General features: G+C 41.2%; 18 protein-coding genes. 12 read left to right on the top strand and 6 right to left on the bottom strand.

The genetic code is table 11. The features are described from left to right. The first annotated feature begins 14 nt into the window (after positions 1 to 14). The 5 genes from QQK05_RS06230 to QQK05_RS06250 all read left to right on the top strand — a co-directional run bounded on the left by QQK05_RS06230 (position 15) and on the right by QQK05_RS06250 (position 3750). Positions 15 to 1238 carry a threonine/serine exporter family protein gene (locus QQK05_RS06230; RefSeq protein ID WP_284296695.1) on the top strand — a complete coding sequence of 408 codons (1224 nt, stop codon included), beginning with the start codon at positions 15 to 17 and terminating at the stop codon, positions 1236 to 1238. An 18-nt stretch (positions 1239 to 1256) separates the two neighbouring features. Continuing rightward, the gene (locus QQK05_RS06235; RefSeq protein WP_284296715.1) at positions 1257 to 1880 is read left to right on the top strand and encodes a TetR/AcrR family transcriptional regulator; all 624 of its coding nucleotides are present in this window, start codon (positions 1257 to 1259) and stop codon (positions 1878 to 1880) included. A gap of 284 nt (positions 1881 to 2164) precedes the next feature. Then, positions 2165 to 2656: a DUF2878 domain-containing protein gene (locus QQK05_RS06240; RefSeq protein ID WP_284296717.1), complete on the top strand. Its 492-nt coding sequence runs from the start codon at positions 2165 to 2167 to the stop codon at positions 2654 to 2656. Continuing rightward, complete coding sequence (locus QQK05_RS06245) at positions 2628 to 3179, top strand: chalcone isomerase family protein (RefSeq protein WP_284296718.1); 552 nt, start codon at positions 2628 to 2630, stop codon at positions 3177 to 3179. Before QQK05_RS06240 ends, QQK05_RS06245 begins: the two co-directional genes overlap by 29 nt. Beyond that, positions 3169 to 3750: a DUF3833 domain-containing protein gene (locus tag QQK05_RS06250; RefSeq protein WP_284296719.1), complete on the top strand. Its 582-nt coding sequence runs from the start codon at positions 3169 to 3171 to the stop codon at positions 3748 to 3750. The genes QQK05_RS06245 and QQK05_RS06250 overlap by 11 nt, the downstream gene beginning before the upstream one ends. Before the next feature lie 27 nt (positions 3751 to 3777). Here QQK05_RS06250 and QQK05_RS06255 read toward each other — a convergent pair whose 3' ends face one another. The 5 genes from QQK05_RS06255 to rppH form a co-directional block, all read right to left on the bottom strand. Next, entirely contained in the window at positions 3778 to 4629 is an 852-nt protein-coding gene (locus tag QQK05_RS06255; protein WP_284296720.1) for a thymidylate synthase, read from the bottom strand. 19 nt (positions 4630 to 4648) lie between these two features. Then, complete coding sequence (lgt, locus tag QQK05_RS06260; RefSeq protein ID WP_284296721.1) at positions 4649 to 5458, bottom strand: prolipoprotein diacylglyceryl transferase; 810 nt, start codon at positions 5456 to 5458, stop codon at positions 4649 to 4651. Between the two features lie 46 nt (positions 5459 to 5504). Continuing rightward, positions 5505 to 6302 carry a sulfite exporter TauE/SafE family protein gene (locus tag QQK05_RS06265; protein WP_284296722.1) on the bottom strand — a complete coding sequence of 266 codons (798 nt, stop codon included), beginning with the start codon at positions 6300 to 6302 and terminating at the stop codon, positions 5505 to 5507. Positions 6303 to 6311: 9 nt separating this feature from the next. Further along, a complete protein-coding gene (gene ptsP, locus QQK05_RS06270; protein ID WP_284296723.1) occupies positions 6312 to 8576 on the bottom strand; it encodes a phosphoenolpyruvate--protein phosphotransferase in 2265 nt (754 codons plus the stop codon). Between the two features lie 65 nt (positions 8577 to 8641). After that, on the bottom strand, positions 8642 to 9148 hold the full coding sequence (gene rppH, locus QQK05_RS06275; protein ID WP_284297192.1) for an RNA pyrophosphohydrolase: 507 nt from the start codon (positions 9146 to 9148) through the stop codon (positions 8642 to 8644). Between the two features lie 135 nt (positions 9149 to 9283). Between rppH and mutH the strand changes: the two genes are divergently transcribed. The 3 genes from mutH to QQK05_RS06290 all read left to right on the top strand — a co-directional run bounded on the left by mutH (position 9284) and on the right by QQK05_RS06290 (position 12318). After that, positions 9284 to 9967, top strand: coding sequence for a DNA mismatch repair endonuclease MutH (gene mutH, locus QQK05_RS06280; protein ID WP_284296724.1), 684 nt, complete (start codon positions 9284 to 9286; stop codon positions 9965 to 9967). Positions 9968 to 10079: 112 nt separating this feature from the next. After that, entirely contained in the window at positions 10080 to 11507 is a 1428-nt protein-coding gene (locus QQK05_RS06285) for a sensor domain-containing diguanylate cyclase (RefSeq protein ID WP_284296725.1), read from the top strand. A gap of 73 nt (positions 11508 to 11580) precedes the next feature. Then, a complete protein-coding gene (locus QQK05_RS06290; RefSeq protein ID WP_284296726.1) occupies positions 11581 to 12318 on the top strand; it encodes a hypothetical protein in 738 nt (245 codons plus the stop codon). Positions 12319 to 12345: 27 nt separating this feature from the next. Here the strand turns inward: QQK05_RS06290 and QQK05_RS06295 are convergent, their stop codons facing one another. Then, positions 12346 to 12585 carry a hypothetical protein gene (locus QQK05_RS06295; protein ID WP_284296728.1) on the bottom strand — a complete coding sequence of 80 codons (240 nt, stop codon included), beginning with the start codon at positions 12583 to 12585 and terminating at the stop codon, positions 12346 to 12348. A gap of 238 nt (positions 12586 to 12823) precedes the next feature. Here QQK05_RS06295 and QQK05_RS06300 point away from each other — a divergent pair, with 238 nt between their 5' ends. The 4 genes from QQK05_RS06300 to QQK05_RS06315 are packed head-to-tail and all read left to right on the top strand — an operon-like array spanning position 12824 to position 19416. Then, a complete protein-coding gene (locus QQK05_RS06300) occupies positions 12824 to 14824 on the top strand; it encodes a patatin-like phospholipase family protein (RefSeq protein ID WP_284296730.1) in 2001 nt (666 codons plus the stop codon). A 13-nt stretch (positions 14825 to 14837) separates the two neighbouring features. After that, positions 14838 to 15917 (top strand): SMP-30/gluconolactonase/LRE family protein, encoded by a 1080-nt coding sequence (locus tag QQK05_RS06305; protein ID WP_284296731.1) that lies wholly within the window; start codon positions 14838 to 14840, stop codon positions 15915 to 15917. 4 nt (positions 15918 to 15921) lie between these two features. After that, positions 15922 to 18225 carry a c-type cytochrome gene (locus QQK05_RS06310; RefSeq protein WP_284296732.1) on the top strand — a complete coding sequence of 768 codons (2304 nt, stop codon included), beginning with the start codon at positions 15922 to 15924 and terminating at the stop codon, positions 18223 to 18225. 15 nt (positions 18226 to 18240) lie between these two features. Next, positions 18241 to 19416 carry a catalase family protein gene (locus QQK05_RS06315; RefSeq protein WP_284296733.1) on the top strand — a complete coding sequence of 392 codons (1176 nt, stop codon included), beginning with the start codon at positions 18241 to 18243 and terminating at the stop codon, positions 19414 to 19416. Positions 19417 to 19425 lie beyond the last annotated feature (9 nt).

The following is a 19425-nucleotide window of genomic DNA, read 5'->3' on the forward strand; positions in this document are numbered from 1 at the left end:
AAATTGCGTCAATCATGCCAAAAGCAGCAACTTTTAAACAAAAACGTCGTTTTATCATAGGCCTAGGTAAAGCTTTACATAAGTTTGGTACCAACTCTTTTAGAAGTGAAGCCCACCTACAGCACGTTGCTGACTTTCTCGAATTACGAGCATGGTTCATTATTACACCAACGTCCCTAACGTTTGTTTTTCTCGATGATGACGACCAAGAACATAACTTTCTTGTCAGAGTTAAACCTAGCGAATTGGATTTAGGATCACTTGCACGTACCGATGAACTTGTCGACGAATTGATTTCGGGTAAACGCACCCTCGACGAGTCAATAGAGCGACTTGATGAGATTGCCAACAAACCTAACCCTTACGGTAGGCTATCAACGTTAATTGCCTTTGGTGCGTCATCAGGTGCATTCGCAATGTTAATGCACACAAGTTGGAATGACGTAATTTGGTCAACTATTTTGGGGCTAGTCGTCGCTATTTTAATCTTTTGGTCTGAGCGTTCAAAACGGGTGACTGAAATGCTTGAGCCTTTATCGGCATTAGTTTGTGCATTGGCGGCAAGTGGAATCGCCTCCTTTGATGCGCATGTTAATGTGCCTCTTGTAGTCCTATCGTCGATTATTGTCTTTATTCCTGGCTTGTCGCTCACGCTCGGTTTATCGGAATTGTCAGCACGCCATTTACTCTCCGGCACAGCAAGGATCATGGACGCCATTATGACGTTGTTTAAACTCTACTTTGGCGCCTTCTTGGGTATGTCTATTGGTGGTCTCATCTGGCAACCGTTGACGTTTGTAGCATCAACACCATTGGCAAGTTGGACGGCTTGGTTAGCTGTATTTATTCTTTCAACCACGCTAGCCGTATTATTTAGGCTCAGGAAAAAAGACGCCCCTTGGGCGATTTTAGGTGGTTTTGTCGCCTTTGGTACTAGCCTTTGGGCAAGTGCCTATCTAGGCTACGCACTAGGTGCCTTTGCAGGAGCATTTGCTTTAGGTGTTTACAGTAATTTATTCTCAAGAGTAATGAATTTACCATCGAGTATCGTATTACTCTTAGGTCTTGTTGTACTTGTACCTGGTAGTAAAGTATTTATTGGTTTGAACACAGCTATTTCAGGCAAAGAAATGCTTCACGTACCTGACATTGGTTCACAAACCTTTTTAATTTTTATGTCGCTTGTGGCAGGTTTAATTTTTTCAAACGTCGCTGTGCGCTCTCGTAAAAGTTTATAATTTGTAAATAGGAAAATCATGGCAGTATCTAGCACCAATAAAAAAGCAAAGTATCATCACGGTGACTTACGTGAAGCGTTGATTCAGTCAGCAACGAGTATGATTGAAAAAGATGGTGTGAATAACTTATCTTTGCGTAAACTTGCTGAACAGGTCAATGTCTCGCGAACTGCCGCCTACCATCACTTTAAAGATAAACATGATTTACTATGTGCCATCGCTGCTCAAGGCTTCGCTCAATGGACGGAAATGGCGGAAACTATCAATAATGATGATTCGCTGTCACCTCAGGAAAAGTTTAAACAATTTTTCTTAAAGTATATTCAGTTTGCTATCGACAATTCAGCTATTTACGAGCTCATGTTCGGTCATCAACTATGGCAAAGTGGCGATGATAACAGCACACTAACGAGTGTTTCTTACCCCTGCTTTCAGTACCAAGTAGAAATGACACGGACGTGGCAACAGCAAGGGATTTTTCCATCATCTGAGAACCCCACTCGTTTAGCGCAAGTAACATGGGCCACTATGCATGGTTTGGCAAAACTCTACATTGACGGTATCTACACACAAAGCTCAACGATCGAAGAGATGTGTGAAACGGCAATCAATCTGCTCTTAAATAATTCACCTTCCCACTAAGAAGAGCCAATGAAAACAAGAAAGACTACCCATGGTAGCCTTTCTTTCCGTGATTATGAGGTTATGACGCCTTATTGGCTACACATGAATTTCCTGAAAAGTCGACATCGGTCACTTTGTCGGTTTCTTTATCTAGTTTGAAGTAAGTCGTGCAGTGGTAGGTTATTCTCTGCCTTGATATTTTGGTTTGCTTTTTAAGCACATAATATTTTCTCTCAAAGCGATCTAAAAACGCAAAACATACGTTTATAAGTTTATAAGCACGCAAATACCCGGCAAATGAGATGTGGTTAATCAACAACTTAGGCTTCAACGCAATTTGGTTCAGTGCGATTTTTTTTGAAAACAGCGCATTACCGTTCGGTATCTTGTTGCTCACGATTCATTGTTGGTACTTCAGAAAATCGAATGAAATTAACACCGTTGCGCTCGTCATGGTACTCGGTACGATCCTCGACACAGGACTAATGTACTTAGAGGTGTTTAGTTTTAAAGAGCAAACACTGTTTATCCCTGCTTGGTTAATGCTTATTTGGGCAGCTTTCGGCGCTACCCTAAATCATAGTTTAGCGATACTTAAAGAGCGCAAGTTACTTACGCTAGCAATAGGCTTTATCTTCCCGCCATTGAGCTATTTAGCAGGCTACAAATTTGAAGCAGTCAGTTTTGGCTATAGCACGGGTATAACATTAGCAATACTCGCGGTTATTTGGGCACCACTTCTGTACGGATTGTTTAGGATCTCTTATGTCAAACACCAACAGCAGCTTGCTTAAGCTCATAAAACAAGCAACATTGTGCTCAGCCCTGACGCTGAGTTCAACATTCGCGTATAGCCAGCCCCTTCAACTTAACGAAATTCAATCAACCTACAAAGAGGTAGGAAGCGCCAAATTTCGCGTGCTTTTTTGGGACATATACCAAAGTCGCCTTGCTAGCCCATCCGGTAAATATGACCCAGACGAAACCTATTTATTTGAGATCACTTATCTACGCGATATTAAATCAAAAGATCTTATCGAACGAACCATCGAGCAATGGGAGCACATTGGCCTGGAGGAATCTCAATACCAAGGTTACTTAGGCCACATTCAAGCCCTATGGCCTGATATTTCCAAAGGTGACAAACTATCAATGTATGTCACTAACGAGCTTACCGCTTTTTACTACAACGATAGCTTCAGAGGCATTGTTGAGGACCCTAATTTTGCTGGTGACTTTGTCGCTATCTGGCTAAGTGAAAATACCAGTCAACCCTCCCTTAGACGTCAATTACTTGGAGAAAACAATGCTGAATAATGGTTATAAGCTGAGCAAAACCAAAGCGGCTTTTATTGGCTTATCTGCTGTCATCATTTCCGGCTGCCAAGCACAACTTAACGATTATAATGAGACCCAGCCTAGTCTGCGTTACGAAACCTACTTTAATGGCCCGATGGTCGCATGGGGCATGGTGCAAGACTTCCAAGGTAAAGTGACCCGGCGCTTTTGTGTTGAAATGACAGGAACATGGGAAGATAACGTGGGTCTCCTCGCCGAAACGTTTTATTTTGACGATGGAGAAGTGAGTTATCGCAACTGGCAACTAACAAAAACCAGTACTAATCAGTATACAGGAGAAGCTGAAGACGTTATTGGTGCAGGCTTTGGCGCGGTTAATGGTTTTGCTGGCAAATGGCAATATACACTTTCTTTAGATGTTGACGAAACCAATTACCATTTCGCGCTAGATGACTGGCTATATCAGATTGACGACTATCGGGCTTTCAACAAGGCAGAAATGAAAAAGTTTGGTATTACCGTGGCAGAACTTACCTTGTTTTTTGATAAACAAACACCCTTGAGAGCCTGTGATAAAAAAGGCGCTTAACACGCCTTTTTTATATTTGAATTGTCATTAAACCGCAAATGGATACTTAATCGGTTCATGGCATTGGTAGCCCACCACCTCGAAATCATCGGTAGTCACCCAAGTTTCAATATCTTCTAATGATTTAATCTTAGGGTTAATCTTAAGCTGAGGTGCAGGGAATGGCTCACGTTTTAATTGAACATCACGCATTAACTCAAGCTGGTTCTCATAGATATGAGCATTAACAATCTTATGGTACGCCTTGCCAGCTTTGTGACCTGTAATTTGTGCCATTAACGCTAACAATACAAAACACTGAATTTGGTTAAAGTTTAAACCTAGCGGCACGTCACAGCTTCTTTGTGTGCTATTTAGGTACAAAGTATCGCCTAGTAAAGAAAACTGATGCGAGTACATACATGGTCGCAAGCACCCTAAGTCAAATTCACCAGGGTTATAGAAGGTGACAATCTCCCCTCTATCATCGATGCCTTTAGATAAGTTATCGACAACTTTCTTAAGTTGATCGAGTGATGAACCATCAGGACGTTGCCAAGCACGGCCTTGAACGCCATAAACACGTCCCATGTCATCTTCACCTTTACGAACAGGATTATTTAACCATGCTTCGTTCTCGTTAGCATTGGCATCCCACGTTTTACAACCTATTTCACGGAATTGAGCCGCACTGTCGTAGCCACGCAGATAACCTAATAGTTCAGCAATAGCCGCTTTATAAAAGCTCTTACGCGTTGTAATAAGAGGGAACGCATTGTTTGCGACATCGTATTCAAGATCAGCGTTTACCACCGTTAAACACTTGATACCGGTTCGCTTATTCTCAATCCAAACGCCTTCATCAACGATGCGCTGACATAAATCTAAATATTGTCTCATTATTGACTAGCCTACCCTATTATTTTGATGTCGTATTTACTTGGCGATTTGAGCCATAAATGATAATGAATAATCCAACAATTACCATAGGCAAGCTTAAGATTTGTCCCATTGAAATATACTCAAAGAAGAAACCCAGGTGATCGTCCGGCTCTCTAAACAGCTCGACAAACATTCTAAAGATACCGTAACCAATTAAAAACATTCCTGACAGCATACCTGGCGACTGCTTTCTTTTACTCATAAAATACAGAATAAAAAACAACACAACGCCTTCTAAGAAGAATTCATAAAGCTGTGATGGGTGACGTGGTAGTTGCTCAGGGTCGGTAGGAAAAATAAAAGCCCACGAAACATCTGTTGGGCGCCCCCATAATTCAGAATTAATGAAGTTACCCAATCTTCCCATTCCGAGTCCAATAGGAACCAATGGAGCAACAAAGTCACCAACGGCAAGGAAGTGTTTATTCTCTTTACGAGCAAAAATAAACACTGCAGTAATCACGCCCAATAAACCGCCGTGGAAGGACATGCCACCTTCCCAGACCTTAAATAGGTATAATGGGTCGGCAAGAAACAGATCAAACTGATAAAACAGCACATAACCAATTCGACCGCCAAGAATAACCCCAAGAAAGCCATAGAATAACAAGTCACTAACTTGTTCTCTTGTCCACACCCCGTTGCTCTTATCAGCCGCTTTATTCGCAATGTACATTGCCGCGACAAAACCAATCAGATACATCAAACCATACCATCTGACAGCCAATGGGCCGATTGAAAAGATCACTGGATCGATATTAGGAAATTGCAAATACTGCGTTGTCATAAAAATTCCACAATTTTTTTAATTAAATTCAATAGTTAGGCTGTTCTTAAGCGAGAAGCATTTCTAACGCTACTAATAATAAGAAACCTGCAAATAGTTTTTTCAAGGTACGAACAGGTAATTTACTCGCTAGCTTCACCCCAACTGGAGCAAATAAGAATGAGGTTGATACTATGCCGATTAATGCAGGGACATAAATATAACCTAAACTCCAGCGTGGTAAATCAGTTTGCTGCGCGCCTGTGATAATAAATCCGAGCGAGCCGAACAATGCTACCATGAGACCACAAGCCGTTGCAGTACCAATAGCTTGCCTGACTGGCACACTTAAATAACTTAATGTCGGGATCAAAATAACCCCGCCCGAAATCCCCATTAGGCTTGCAATAACCCCCGTAACGGCGCCTACGCCATTTACTTTCCATTGTTCTGGGTATGGTTTAGTGCGCTCTACCTTAATGGAAATAAGCATGTATACCGCTAATACAATCACTGCACCAGCAAAAATGGCGGTTAGCGCTTCTGCTGACAATAGTTCAACAATAAATGAGCCTGAAATCGCACCAATACTTACTGCGACCATTAACGGCTTAGCAATATCCCATGGAATATTGGCATTTTTATGATGCGCAAAAACCGCAGACGACGAAGTAATTACGATTGCTGCAAGAGACGTAGAGAGTGCAATAGGCAATACAAGTTGAGGTTCAACCCCAAATAATGGTAACAAGTAAACCAAAGCAGGAACGATGATCAATCCACCACCAATACCTAGCAAGCCCGCTAGAAAACCAACAGACATACCTAGTATTGAGCAAACCAAAATAATGGTTAAAGCGATCATAGCTTGAAGTTACATTCCTGCACGAACAAAGCCACCTAAACCGAGGTTCTCGAGCTGTTCATTTAAATAATTCTTTATATCTTTTGCTGAGTCTAAACGCAGAACATGGGTTAACATTTCCTGCGCATGTTCCATCGAAATATGGCGAATGATCCACTTTATTCTGCCAACGTTATGTGGGTTCATACTAAGCTTATCAAAGCCCATGGCAACTAATAATACTGCACCGATAGCATCACCAGCCAATTCTCCACATAAGCTTAGCGGCACATTATTTCTCTTCGCCTGTAATGCTATTTCATTCAACGCTCTAACCACCGCTGGATGATAAGAGTCATACAAATGAGCGACACGTGAGTTATTTCGGTCAACCGCTAATAAATACTGTGTTAAGTCGTTACTACCAACAGAAAAGAAGTCCACTTTTGTTGATAATTCGTTGATCAAAAAGATAGCACTAGGGACTTCGATCATTATACCTATTTTGGGTTTCAAAATGTTTTCACTAAGCTCTTGGCATAATTCAAAATAAGCTTGATTAATCAGCCTAATGGCTTCGTCGACTTCTGACATAGACGATATCATCGGTAACATGATTTCTAAGTTACCACAGCCAACATTCGCTCGAATCATTGCCCTTACTTGCAATAAAAACAGCTCAGGATGGTCAATTGAAATCCTCACTCCACGCCAACCAAGAAATGGGTTGTCTTCCTTAATCGGAAAATACGGGAGAGACTTATCGCCACCGATATCTAACGTACGCATAGTGACCGCTTGCCTATCAAAGGCAGACAATACGTTGTAATACCAAATAGACTGCTCTTGCTCTGATGGAAAGCTTCGACTTTCCATAAAAGGGATTTCAGTACGGTATAACCCAATACCCGTTGCACCCGCTCGTTTTGAGTGTTCAAAGCCAGAACTTAAGCCGGCATTTAGCTGTAACTCAAGTGGTCTTCCGTCAAGCGTAACCGCAGGTAAATGCTCAACTGTTTGAATTTTTTCAACCAGTGCAATCTCTTCATTTACAAGATGCTCATACTCTTTTAACAGCCCGGCTTCAGGGTTTATAAATAGCTCACCAGAATAACCGTCAACAATAGCTTGAACATTATTAAATGCCGTTAAACTGCTTTCTTGAAGGCCCATAATAGCGGGAACACCAAGTGCTCTAGCAAGTATAGCAGCATGAGAGTTATTCGAGCCAGACAGCGAAACAACACCTTTCAATCCTTGAAATTGAAGGTCGGCAAGCATTGACGCGGTCACTTCTTCGGCAACTAGGATAAACGTTTCTGGTAATATCTCTTCGCGCTCATCCTGCTGTTGCAGATTTTGTAAAATTCTGTTGGATAAATCACGTATATCACTTGCTCGTTCACGAACATATTCATCTTCGAGGGCTTCAAACTGAACAACATAAGCATCGATAACAATTTTTAAACCACTTTGTGCACACCAACCTTGCTCAATTGTTGCGTGAATTTCTTGTCCTAGTTGCTCGCTTTCAAGCAAGTGTTTATACATTTCAAAAATATCAACACTTGCATCAGTAACAACACCCTGTAATTGCTCAGTGATTTTAATAAATTCAGCGCGTGTTTTTCTTATTGCTTGTTTGAGAAGCTCTATTTGCCCTTTACTATCAGGGTGTTTCTCAAGCGTTATGTTTCTTAAATCAGCTTTCGGCTGACTAACATATATCGGTGCGATCGCCACACCTGGAGAGCCAGCAACACCTTGAATATATGGCCTAACCTGTTTTTTATCGGCACGTTTGCCCGACCAACCACGATTTTTAGCATGAGCGAGTGAAGCGGCTAATTGCGCAGAAAGCGTTACCAAAAACGACTCTTCAGTCTCGGTAAAGTGTCTTGCTTGTTTCTGTTGAATGGAAATGACACCTAGGACTTGGCCTTGGTGAATAATTGGCGTCCCCAAAAAGGCATTAAACGCGTCTTCCTTCACCTCAGGAGCATATTTGAAGTGAGGATGTTTACGCGCATCTACTAGGTTCAAAGGTTCTTCTCTTTGCCCGACTAAACCGATCAAGCCTTCAGAAAAACCGATTGTTGTTTGTCCCAACGATTCTTTTGCTAATCCGTCGGAAGCGACAAGTAAAAAGTGTTGTTTTTGATAATCCGCCAAATGTACAGAACAACAGTCAGTGTTCATCACGCGCTTAACTTCTGACGTCATACGATCTAGCGCTTTGTCGAGCTCAAAAGCTTGACTAAACTCTAATACGATTCGTCTTAAATTAGTTAACATGCGCGTCCTTGGGAGTCATAAAAAAACAAACCGCTACAAGAAAGAGCGGTTTGGTACATAGTAAATTACCCTCTTTTCTTTCGCCTATCATGGCGATGAAAAGGTAAAGCAATTGGGGCAAATTCTTTCATGACTTTTCGATAAACCTCACGTTTAAATGACACCACCTGCCTTACTGGATACCAATAGCTTACCCAGCGGAAGTCATCAAATTCAGGATGTCCTGAATGTAATAAGTTTACGGCACTATCTGGGCTGGTTAATTTTAACAAAAACCATTTCTGCTTTTGCCCGATACACACCGGTTTACTGTCGTGTCTAATTAGTCGTTTTGGTAATTTATACCTCAGCCAATGTTTAGTTGAAGCAACGATTTTTACATGTTCAGGTTTTAAACCAACTTCTTCGTATAATTCCCGATACATTGTCTGCTCAGCACTTTCTCCATCATCAACGCCACCTTGTGGAAATTGCCATGAATGCTGGCCGTACCTACGTGCCCAAAAAACTTGTCCCCTGTCATTGATAATTACTATGCCGACATTGGCTCTGTAGCCATCAGCATCTATCACAGGAACTCCTGAATAAATTTTTAATTTATGCTTTGATTCTTCCACAATCTTCGCTTTCGAGCAAATGAATACTGACATTATTTTCTACGCTGTGTAAAAATAGCTTAGTAGCGAACAAAAATTGATAAAAATTGTATGAAACCAAAGGCTAACCCACCTCAAAGTGAGCAAGAATTACTCGAAAGAGCACAGCATTTAGCGGGTTTAAGCCTCGCACAAATTGCCGGAGAAGCGGAGATCGCTGTTCCTACAAGTTTGCGAAAGGAAAAAGGTTGGATTGGCTTACTCCTTGAGCATGTGCTTGGTGCTACTGCTGGCACACAAGCAAAGCCTGATTTTGATGAACTTGGAATAGAACTTAAAACCATCCCAATAGATTTTAGCGGCAAACCGCTTGAAACGACCTTTGTCAGTGTTGCCCCTTTAATGGGTTTAGTTGGCTCAACATGGGAAAATAGTCATGTTTGTCATAAGCTTGCGCGTGTTTTGTGGGTCCCGATTGTCAGTGAAAAGCAACTTGATATTAAAGAGCGTATTGTAGCGACGCCTTTTATTTGGTCTCCAAATGAGCAAGAAAATAACTTGTTAGCTAATGATTGGCAGGAATTGACCGATATGATTGTGCTAGGTGAAGTGGAAAAGATTTCAGGCAAGTACGGTCAGGTTTTACAATTACGACCCAAGGCGGCGAATAGCCAAGCTAAGACCAAAGCTATTGATAAGCATGGAAATTTATTTATGACATTACCTCGAGGTTTTTATCTTAAAACACAGTTTACCCACGAATTAATTAAACGACATTTAATCACCCATGATTAAGCTAAACTTAATTGAAATATAAATTGCATATTATTGAATTAGAAAATAAGCTTAATAAGTGTGGGTTATACCATTCACACCGCTGAATTTATAAGGTTTTTAGTTAAGATACATGAAGTTAATTGATCGCTTTGACCGATATATCACCGCCCTATTCTTTGCTACTATTTTTGCTGTAGTAACGACGTCTTATTTTACGTTTAAAACAGTCATAGCGACCTATAACAAACAGCAACAAGAAGTAACAATACCGCTTTTCTCATGGATTAACACTGAAGTTATCAGCCCATTTACTTTATCAAAGTACATGGCACAAGACCCTTTACTGATTGAGTTGGTTGAGCAACAAGCACTCGATGAGCAACGTTTACAGAAATATTTAAACGTCGCCTCAATGGACAATAAATTAAGAGCGTTTATTGCATTAGAGAAGCATAACGTGCTGCTTGATTCAGACGGGCTGAAGTTAAACTTTCAACATGAAGACGCGGAATGGTACCAGCGTATCAAAGCCTTGGAGCACAATTTTATTGCCGACATTGGTGACTCTGAGGACCCTACCTTATTTTACGATGTAAAAATGTTTAATGATGAGGGACACTTTATTGGTTTTACGGGTGTAGGTGTTGATCTCGATAGCTTTGCTGAAAAATTAGCAACGTTTAAGAACCAGTTTGGCTTTGAGGTGTATTTTGTTGACGAAGAGAACAATATTACCTTATCGACAAATGGTTTAATGAAAACAGAAAGTCACCATAGACGAGACGAACTAATAAATATCAACAGTTTTCCTTGGTATCAAAGTTATTTACACAGTATCGATAGCGATGCCAATGAGTTTACCTACAATGCCGAAAAAGAGATTTTTACGGTGACGCATTTAGACATCGAAGAGCTGCGTTGGAAAGTATTTGTCGTCGCTCCTTCTGCCACGAGTCAAAAAACCTTTTGGTTGATTTTAATGAGCCGTTTTGGTGTCTTTGTATTAGTGGCCCTTGTTTTGTATCTCGCATTTTTCTCAATTATTGAAGTGTTCAAAAAGGATATCGTTGCAGATGCTAATGTAGATAACTTAACAGGTCTGCCGAATAGATCATTTGTCCAATGGAAGTTCAAATATCTATTGGAAAACTATAAAGAGATTGCTGTTATCGTTGCCGATATTGACCACTTTAAGTCCATCAACGATACACACGGCCACATTGTCGGTGATAATATTTTAAAAAGAATAGCTAAACTTCTCTGCGCTGATTTACGCAGTCGTGATATTACCGCACGCTGGGGCGGTGAGGAGTTTGTATTAATACTCCCCAATACCGGACTCGATCAAGCGATTGAAATCTGTGAGAGGTTACGTGTAAATATTGAAGCATCGCAATTTTATGGCGAGCATAAAAAACAACCATTTAATGTCACGATGAGCTTTGGGATAAGTATTGAAACAACAAAAGGTCTCGAGTTTAAACACTTTATCGAGCATGCAGATAAAGCATTGTATGACGCGAAAGAAAATGGTAGAAACCGGGTCGAAGTTGCCTAAACCAACAAGAACAAATAGTTAATTGAAATCACCTGTTTAGTCATAAACGGTGCGCTGTTAAATTAAAGGATTAATGATGAAGAACGCGCTTATTGTCATTTTAGTAGTTATGGTTATTGCGTTATCTTACCTTAACTTTGGCCAAACACCTGCTCAATCCCCACAGCTAATGAGTACGCCAATCAGCAAAAGCACTGCCAGCACTATTGCTAAAGACACTAGCGCATCACAAACTCTAGAGTCGAAAACTCATCAATCCACAGAAAACAAAGAAGCATCACGAGTCACAGTTAATAACGCGACAACCAATCAATCGTTGGCAAGTAATCATTCCCAAGAAAAGCAACAGATGTGTATTGAAAATGATCAAGCCACCGACAAGTGCGAAGTCAACTTATCGCTCAATATTGAACAGCTGCTCATCAATCAAGAAACAGGTTCAACGAACGCAGAAAAAACCATTTTATTGCTTGAAAGCACCAACTTTTCCGAGGTGATGAATCAACTCGCTAGCACCAAGTACCGACAAAAAGCGTTTGATAGAGAGGCGCAATATAACAGCAAACTCAACGATTTTTTAAACACGCATTATGAACATATTCAAAGCGACGGCATTTTCTGCGGAGAATCAGTTTGTGGAATCGAATTCAGGTATGATGACGTCTCATACATTAACGACTTCAACAAAAATTACGCTATGGGGGGCTCTTTCACCAGTTTTGATGTACCAGATGACGAAATGGGTAATAAGAGAGCGCGAATTATTTTCACTCCTGAGAGCACGTCAATCACATTTAAAACCAAAAGTTAGTCACTTGGCGTTTGTGATTTATTTTTATCACAAGATCCTAATGGCGACTTTCATGCCATCGACTGTCCACTCTTTGGTAATTTGATTTTGAATAACACGAGCAACTAACGACTCTATATTCCCATTGTCGTATTCAACGACCATGCTGCACATATGATTATGTTTTTGCTCGTAATCGGGAACATCAACATTGATTATTGTGGCTGGGGTTTGCTTACTCGGTACTCGTCTTTTGTACCAATCTTTTTCGATTAATTCATATTTCATGTAATCATTATCGAATAATCTTTAATCTACGACAACAGTTAACCAGTGTGCGGAATTTTAAAGGTAGATAATCTCAAACGTTAGCGCGCTCTTTTTGGTCATAAGTCAGCTGGTTAACCAGAACTAATAAAAATTATCGTACTTATAGGAAAAAATCATATAATTTCATTATTTCTATATATAACAGCAAATTAAATATTGTTATGCTAATGCTCTAACTTAGTTAATGGATTATTTCATGACGAGCGAATTACAACAAAAACAACTGCTCGAAGAGGAGAGTGCGTGGCTAGAAAAACGCACTAGCAAGTCAAACAAAACACTTACAGGACTTGCGCTTTCCGGTGGTGGCATTCGTTCAGCTACCTTCAACCTAGGCGTTTTACAAGCCCTTGAAAAACATCAAATTCTCAAAAACGTTGATATCACGTCGTCCGTATCTGGTGGTGGTTACATTGCGTCTTGCTTGAGCTGGTTTCAACAGAAAAAAGGACAATTCCCTTTCGGTACGCAGCGTCAAGACCATGGTAAATTGGGTGGCGCAGTGCTGGCATGGCTACGATCTCATGCGTGTTTTTTAACACCAGGCGACGGCATCAATAAACTGTCTTTGTTTACCGCACTATTTACTGGCACCTTTATCAATCTTTTTATTTTGTTGCCACTGTTCATCGGGTTATTTTTTTTATTGGCTATCGATTTTTCGAGCTTTCAATTACCTCTGAAAAAGCAACACGACACTAACTTGTTTGGTATCGCTACTTTACTTGGCTTTTCAGGTATCGGATTGTGTATTGTGCTGATGATATGTGCCGCGCTTTCGACGAGAATAAACGGCTTAAAGAACCGGGCGACAGAAAAGATTCGATATTTATTAACGAAAGTCACACAGTGGAGCATCTTCTTTATCATCATCGGTCATTTGCCGTTACTACATGACAAAGTTGAGTCCTTTACTGACAAAATTGCGCACGGTAGTGTTACCGTATCAATCGTAAGTGCACTGTTGAGTTTGTTGTTGATATGGCGCGGTGACCGCACAGAGAAAGGTCAATCAATTGGCAGTATAATTTTAGTTAAATTGCTTATTTATACATTCTGTTTAAGCGTATTCATATTTACCTACCATTTGGCACGTTATTGGTTAATACCTGAGGAATACTTCTTACCACTGCCCTTTATTCTGTGGACGCTAACCTCAGTCGTTTTGGCCTTACTTTGTGACATAAACCTAATATCTATGCACGGTTATTATCGAAATAGACTGCGTGATACCTTTATGCCAACCGACGTTCCAAAAACTGACGGACAAGGAAGCTTTGAGATAGCCGAAGGCGGCTGGCAAGAATCACAGCTTTGTTATCTTGCTCAATTCACGCAAAACAAAGGTCCTTATCACATTATTAATTGCAATGTTGAGTTAGTTGATTCCAAACACCCTAAGTACAAGAATAGAAATGGTGACAATTTCACGTTCACGCCAGTGATGTCTGGGTCGTCGGCGACCGGATATATATCTACCAAACGATATATGTCAGGTAAAGTGGATTTAGCAAGCGTAACCGCAATCTCGGGTGCTGCTGTAGCAACCAATACCTCACACACCCAAGGTGTTGCACTAAACTTTATTATGGCCTTGTTCAACTTACGTCTGGGTTGTTGGTATCCAAACCCTAAAGCCACATTAGCGCATAAGGAACGCAAGCCGTTATGGTACCACTGCATTTTCAGAGATATGTTTGGCAAAGGTCTTGATGAAAATAGGCGCTTTATTCATTTATCTGACGGCGGGCACTTTGAAAATCTAGGCGCTTATGAACTATTCAAACGTAAAGCCAAATTAATTATCAGCGTTGATGCCGGAGCTGACCCAGATTTCAAATTTCACGATCTCGCAAAATTAACAGAACTCATTCGTGTCGACTTTGGTGCTAAGCTTGCCCTTGATACCTCCCCATTAGTGCCAGATGGCAAAGGGTTCAGCCAAACCGCTTGGGTTATAGGCGACATTAGCTATGAAGATGGCAGCAAAGGCAAGTTCATTTATGTGAAGTCAGCAATGTTGACGCAATTAAGTCCCGATATTGTTGGGTACAAACATGAAAACCCGACATTTCCCGATCAAACAACTGCGGATCAGTTTTTCGATGAATATCAGTTTGAAGCCTACCGAGAACTTGGCTTTCAAATAACTCATCGCATGCTGACACGAGATCCAGCTATCAAAGAACTATTATAAGAAAGGAATATCTATGCCATTAGAAAAACAAGTTACATTAACGGACTCAACGTTTTTTCATGGGGATTACCAACTAATTTCAGACTCCCTTGAATACCCTGAAGGCCCAGTATACATGGCAGACGGTAGCGTATTACTGGTTGACATCAAAGCGCAAACGCTTGTGAAAGTAGCGGCAGACGGCACAAAAACGGTTGTTGCAAATACCGGTGGCGGGCCAAACGGTCTCGCAATCGGCCCTGACGGCTGTGCGTATATTTGTAACTGTGGTGGTTTTACTTGGATGCCTGTACCTGTTCCAGCTAAGGATCAGGTATTACAAATTGGCACTACTCAACCGACTGATTACACAGGCGGATTAATTCAAAAAGTTGATTTAACGTCAGGCAAAGTCACAACCTTATACACTGAGGCATCAAAAGTCCGCCGACTCAACATGCAAACCATGCAATGGCAAATAGAGACCATTGATACACCATTTCAGTTGAAAGGCCCTGACGATATCGTTTTCGACGAATTAGGAAATTTCTGGTTTACCGATTGGGGCAAAAGCCGCGAATTAGATCGTGACATTACTGGTATTTATTATGCTAAAGCTGATGGAAGTGAAGTCACTCAGATGATTTTCCCGCTTAATGCACCAAACGGCATCGCGCTATCTCCTGATGGCAAACGTTTATACACAGTCGAAACCTATACTGGACAAGTCCTATATTGGGAATTATCGGCGCCTGGTCAAATAAAGCCTAACCCTGCATCAATAGACGGGACATATTCACTGTATAAATTTGGTGGACAAGCGATTTTTGATTCGATGGCCGTTGATACCGAAGGCAATTTATATATCGCTTCAATGTTGCCTTATGGCAACAATCCTATGTCCAATGGAGGTATCAGCGTCATCTCACCTAAGGGCGAACTAATTGAGTATATTGAAATTGTTCGACCAGACGGCAAATTTGCTCCACTTCCATCGAATATTTGTTTTGGTGGAGAAGACCTTAAGACGGCATTTATTACGCTTGGTGCGAGTGGCGCATTGGTCAAAATAGATACGACTATCGCAGGCTTAAAACTTGAGTACAACGGATAACATTATGTTTAAACACCTTTTAACGTCTTTAAAAAACATGGTGGCATTCATTACTTCCGGCGAGATTGTGACTTGGAGCGTAAAAGTCCTTAAGAATGTTTCCTTATACAAAGTAATCAAAGGCTTAGCGTATACTTTTGCAGGGTTAGTGGTTATTGGATGTATCGCTTTGTTTGCGGTTATTCATTACCCAGCCAGCCAAATCCCACTTTATGAGCCAACTGATAAAACCGTGTATTTAGACCAAGGCTGGGGCGTAACTGAATCTTCACCGGAGCGACAGCTATACTACTACACGGCTCAAGGCACTAGCCTAAAGGGGTTTGAGTATGAATGGTTTCACCACATTGAAATGCCTTGGGGTAAAAAAAGGTTTGCTGAACCTGATCACTTAAAAGCATACGGTTTTATCGTTGATGATAAGCCAAGTAGAGCCAATCCATATCTTTATCCGCTGGGTTTTACCAAGCATTACAGCCAAATAGAGGATGCTGAGCTACTTGATTTAACGTGTTCTGCTTGTCACAACGGTCAGCTCAATATCAGTAAAGCGGGCACACGATATGCTGTGCGCATAGACGGCGGACAAGCAATGCATGCGTTTACTACAATGAAGGTTGGTCACTTTGTGCCTACGCTTGTTGCATCAATGGCAAGTACCTACTTGAACCCGTTCAAGTTCAATCGATTTGCCAACAATGTACTCGGTGAGCATGCAAGTGGCGATGCTAAAGCGACACTTAAAAAACGTTTCGGTCAGGTATTGTGGCGTTTCGTGAAACAAGGTTATAACGACTCAAGCAAACATTTATACCCTGTTGAAGAAGGTTTTGGCAGAACCGATGCTTTGGCTCGTATCGGAAATACGGTATTTGGCGATAATTTAACGCCAGAAAATTATCATTTGGCTACGGGGCCTGTTAGTTACCCACCTGTCTGGAACATTTGGAAGTTTGACTGGGTACAGTATGGTGCATCAGTAAAACAACCAATGGCGAGAAATATGGGTGAAGCACTTGGTGTTGGTGCCCATATAGCATTCACCGATCAATATGGACGTCCTCTGCCTCTAGACCAGCGCTTTAATAGCTCAGTTCTTGCGGAAAACATTCATCAAATAGAAACAACATTGCAAGGGTTAACCCCACCGCAATGGCCAGAAGAGCTGTTTGGTGCGATTGACCATGAAAAAGCAGCTAAAGGTAAAAAACTTTTTGAAAATCACTGTCAGGGTTGCCACGGTCCACATCCAGCAAATGCGATGCTTAAAGCAATTGACATGCCTTTAAAGTCTGACGATGAGCCAGTTTGGATAATGAAAACATTGGGTATTGAAGAAATCGGTACAGACCCTAATGCTGCATTTAACTTCGTTAATAATCGCTTTGACCTGACAAAAACAGGTATTACTAATGACGAAATTGTAAAAACTGTTCGTCCTATACATGTAAAACAACTCAAACGCGTGACGGAACAAGTCCTAAAAGCACCGACTCTCGTGTCGTTTTTATCTTCGCCTAACCCACAAGTTAGCCAATTAGCATTTACCACGGATTGGCTAGCCAATAACCCTGAAGAATTTAAAGTGTTAAGCCAGGTTTTTGGTTCGTGGCAAAGCCAGTACAGCACCATCACTGATTTATCCGCAAAAATTGCAGAATATGGCGATGAAGCGGTACAGCTAGATATAAAAACAGCGCTAGTAAAAGAACAACTGAATACTTTAGATAGCGTTATTTCGAGCCTCAATGTGAGCGCTTTAACCGTTGGTGAAGCACTAAATCTGGTTGGTATAATGATTCGAGAAAAATACTACCAAGACCGAAACTTTAATGAGTCAGAACAAGCCTGTTTTGATGGTTTTGGCGCATTAGACATGCCCCAGCAACCGATGGCTTATAAAGCAAGACCACTTGAGGGGATTTGGGCAACACCGCCATTTCTTCATAATGGCTCAGTACCGAATATCTATCAATTATTGTCACCTGTTTCCGAGCGAGCTGAGAAGTTTTTTGTTGGCCGCCGCGAGTATGATCCTGTGACATTAGGCTACGATACTACGCCTCTGTCAAAAAGCGGCTTCTGGTTTGATACAAGCCTTGAAGGCAACTTAAATACAGGCCATGAGTTTAGAGCCGGTTATGTGCCATACAAACCAGGAAACCCGCCTCAATATGGCGTGATCGGCCCTGAGTTAACTCCTGACGAGCGTTGGCAAATCATTGAGTATTTAAAGATTCATAAGGATGATAAACACCCAATATCACCCAAAAAGCCTGTTAGTTGTCTAGCAAGCACGTCTCATTAAAATTGGACTAAGTTAATGAATACTGCATTAAAAATATTATTAGCTGGTGGCGGTGTCGTTGCTGTTGCTGCCAGTTTGAACTTTTTTTCAGAGGAAGAGGCAAGTGAATTCCATAACGGAATATATGAGCCGCCTGAAGAAAAAACGTATATCGCTGATATCATTTCATCAGCTGTTGCTATGTCGACAAGAAGCCATAAACTCACTGCACCAGCCCCCTACCGCAGAGACGTTCATGCTAAAGCTCATGGCTGTGTAAAAGCAACATTTTCCGTGCCTGAATTGAACCAACCCAATTTACGTTATGGTGTGTTTAAGGAGCCAAGGGAGTATCAAGCTTGGATCCGGTATTCAAGCGGTGACACCATGCCACAACCAGACTCGGTGCGAGACGCTCGTGGCATGGCAATAAAGTTAATGAATATTGATAGCCCTACACTGTTAAAAGATAAGCAGAACGCAGGAAGCCAAGACTTTGTCATGATCAATAACGATGTGTTTTTTATTCCAACGGTTAAGGAATATAAAACCTTCATGCAAACTCAGGCACAAGGCGATAAATTTGGTTATTTCTTTGATAATTTCAATTGGAATATATTCAAATGGCATTATCGTCAGCTATATCTTGGTGCTAGTACCTTAAAAGCAGCCCCTGATAGTTTGCTGACTGAGCGATACTACAGTTTATCTGCTTATCGATTGGGTCCAGAGCAATTTATGAAGTACTCCGCCAAAGCCTGTGACAGTAATACTTCAATTAAAGTCGATGACGATAAACCTAATTTTTTGCGCACAGAATTATCCGAAAACCTAAGCAGCAATGCCGCCTGCTTTGACTTTATGGTTCAATTGCAAAATCCAAGCAAGAATATGCCAGTAGAAGACACCACAGTGCGTTGGAAAGAATCTGATTCTCCCTTTGTCAAAGTTGCACGTATCACGATACCAAAGCAACAATTCGACACCCCGGAACAAAACGCATTTTGTGAGAACTTATCGTTTACGCCATGGCATGGTACACAAGATCTTGAACCTGTTGGTGGTATTAACCGCTTAAGAAAAGCAGTTTACGATGGTGTATCTAGATTTAGACACGGTAAAAATAACGTTGAAAAACAAGAACCACAAGGTTGGTGCTTATCGTTAGACGGTAAGCCATGCCCGACGAATAACGAGGGTGTAGTGCCTTAACCGACTACC

Source organism: Thalassotalea loyana, from assembly GCF_030161435.1.
In the GTDB taxonomy this organism is placed as follows: domain Bacteria; phylum Pseudomonadota; class Gammaproteobacteria; order Enterobacterales; family Alteromonadaceae; genus Thalassotalea_G; species Thalassotalea_G loyana.

Excerpts from the sequence above, each read along its gene's own strand:
- QQK05_RS06230 (WP_284296695.1), top strand. The coding sequence starts at position 15 with ATGCCAAAAGCAGCAACTTTTAAACAAAAACGTCGTTTTATCATAGGC.
- QQK05_RS06235 (WP_284296715.1), top strand. The coding sequence starts at position 1,257 with ATGGCAGTATCTAGCACCAATAAAAAAGCAAAGTATCATCACGGTGAC.
- QQK05_RS06240 (WP_284296717.1), top strand. The coding sequence starts at position 2,165 with ATGTGGTTAATCAACAACTTAGGCTTCAACGCAATTTGGTTCAGTGCG.
- QQK05_RS06245 (WP_284296718.1), top strand. The coding sequence starts at position 2,628 with ATGTCAAACACCAACAGCAGCTTGCTTAAGCTCATAAAACAAGCAACA.
- QQK05_RS06250 (WP_284296719.1), top strand. The coding sequence starts at position 3,169 with ATGCTGAATAATGGTTATAAGCTGAGCAAAACCAAAGCGGCTTTTATT.
- QQK05_RS06255 (WP_284296720.1), bottom strand. The coding sequence starts at position 4,629 with ATGAGACAATATTTAGATTTATGTCAGCGCATCGTTGATGAAGGCGTT.
- lgt (WP_284296721.1), bottom strand. The coding sequence starts at position 5,458 with ATGACAACGCAGTATTTGCAATTTCCTAATATCGATCCAGTGATCTTT.
- QQK05_RS06265 (WP_284296722.1), bottom strand. The coding sequence starts at position 6,302 with ATGATCGCTTTAACCATTATTTTGGTTTGCTCAATACTAGGTATGTCT.
- ptsP (WP_284296723.1), bottom strand. The coding sequence starts at position 8,576 with ATGTTAACTAATTTAAGACGAATCGTATTAGAGTTTAGTCAAGCTTTT.
- mutH (WP_284296724.1), top strand. The coding sequence starts at position 9,284 with ATGAAACCAAAGGCTAACCCACCTCAAAGTGAGCAAGAATTACTCGAA.
- QQK05_RS06285 (WP_284296725.1), top strand. The coding sequence starts at position 10,080 with ATGAAGTTAATTGATCGCTTTGACCGATATATCACCGCCCTATTCTTT.
- QQK05_RS06290 (WP_284296726.1), top strand. The coding sequence starts at position 11,581 with ATGATGAAGAACGCGCTTATTGTCATTTTAGTAGTTATGGTTATTGCG.
- QQK05_RS06295 (WP_284296728.1), bottom strand. The coding sequence starts at position 12,585 with ATGAAATATGAATTAATCGAAAAAGATTGGTACAAAAGACGAGTACCG.
- QQK05_RS06300 (WP_284296730.1), top strand. The coding sequence starts at position 12,824 with ATGACGAGCGAATTACAACAAAAACAACTGCTCGAAGAGGAGAGTGCG.
- QQK05_RS06305 (WP_284296731.1), top strand. The coding sequence starts at position 14,838 with ATGCCATTAGAAAAACAAGTTACATTAACGGACTCAACGTTTTTTCAT.
- QQK05_RS06310 (WP_284296732.1), top strand. The coding sequence starts at position 15,922 with ATGTTTAAACACCTTTTAACGTCTTTAAAAAACATGGTGGCATTCATT.
- QQK05_RS06315 (WP_284296733.1), top strand. The coding sequence starts at position 18,241 with ATGAATACTGCATTAAAAATATTATTAGCTGGTGGCGGTGTCGTTGCT.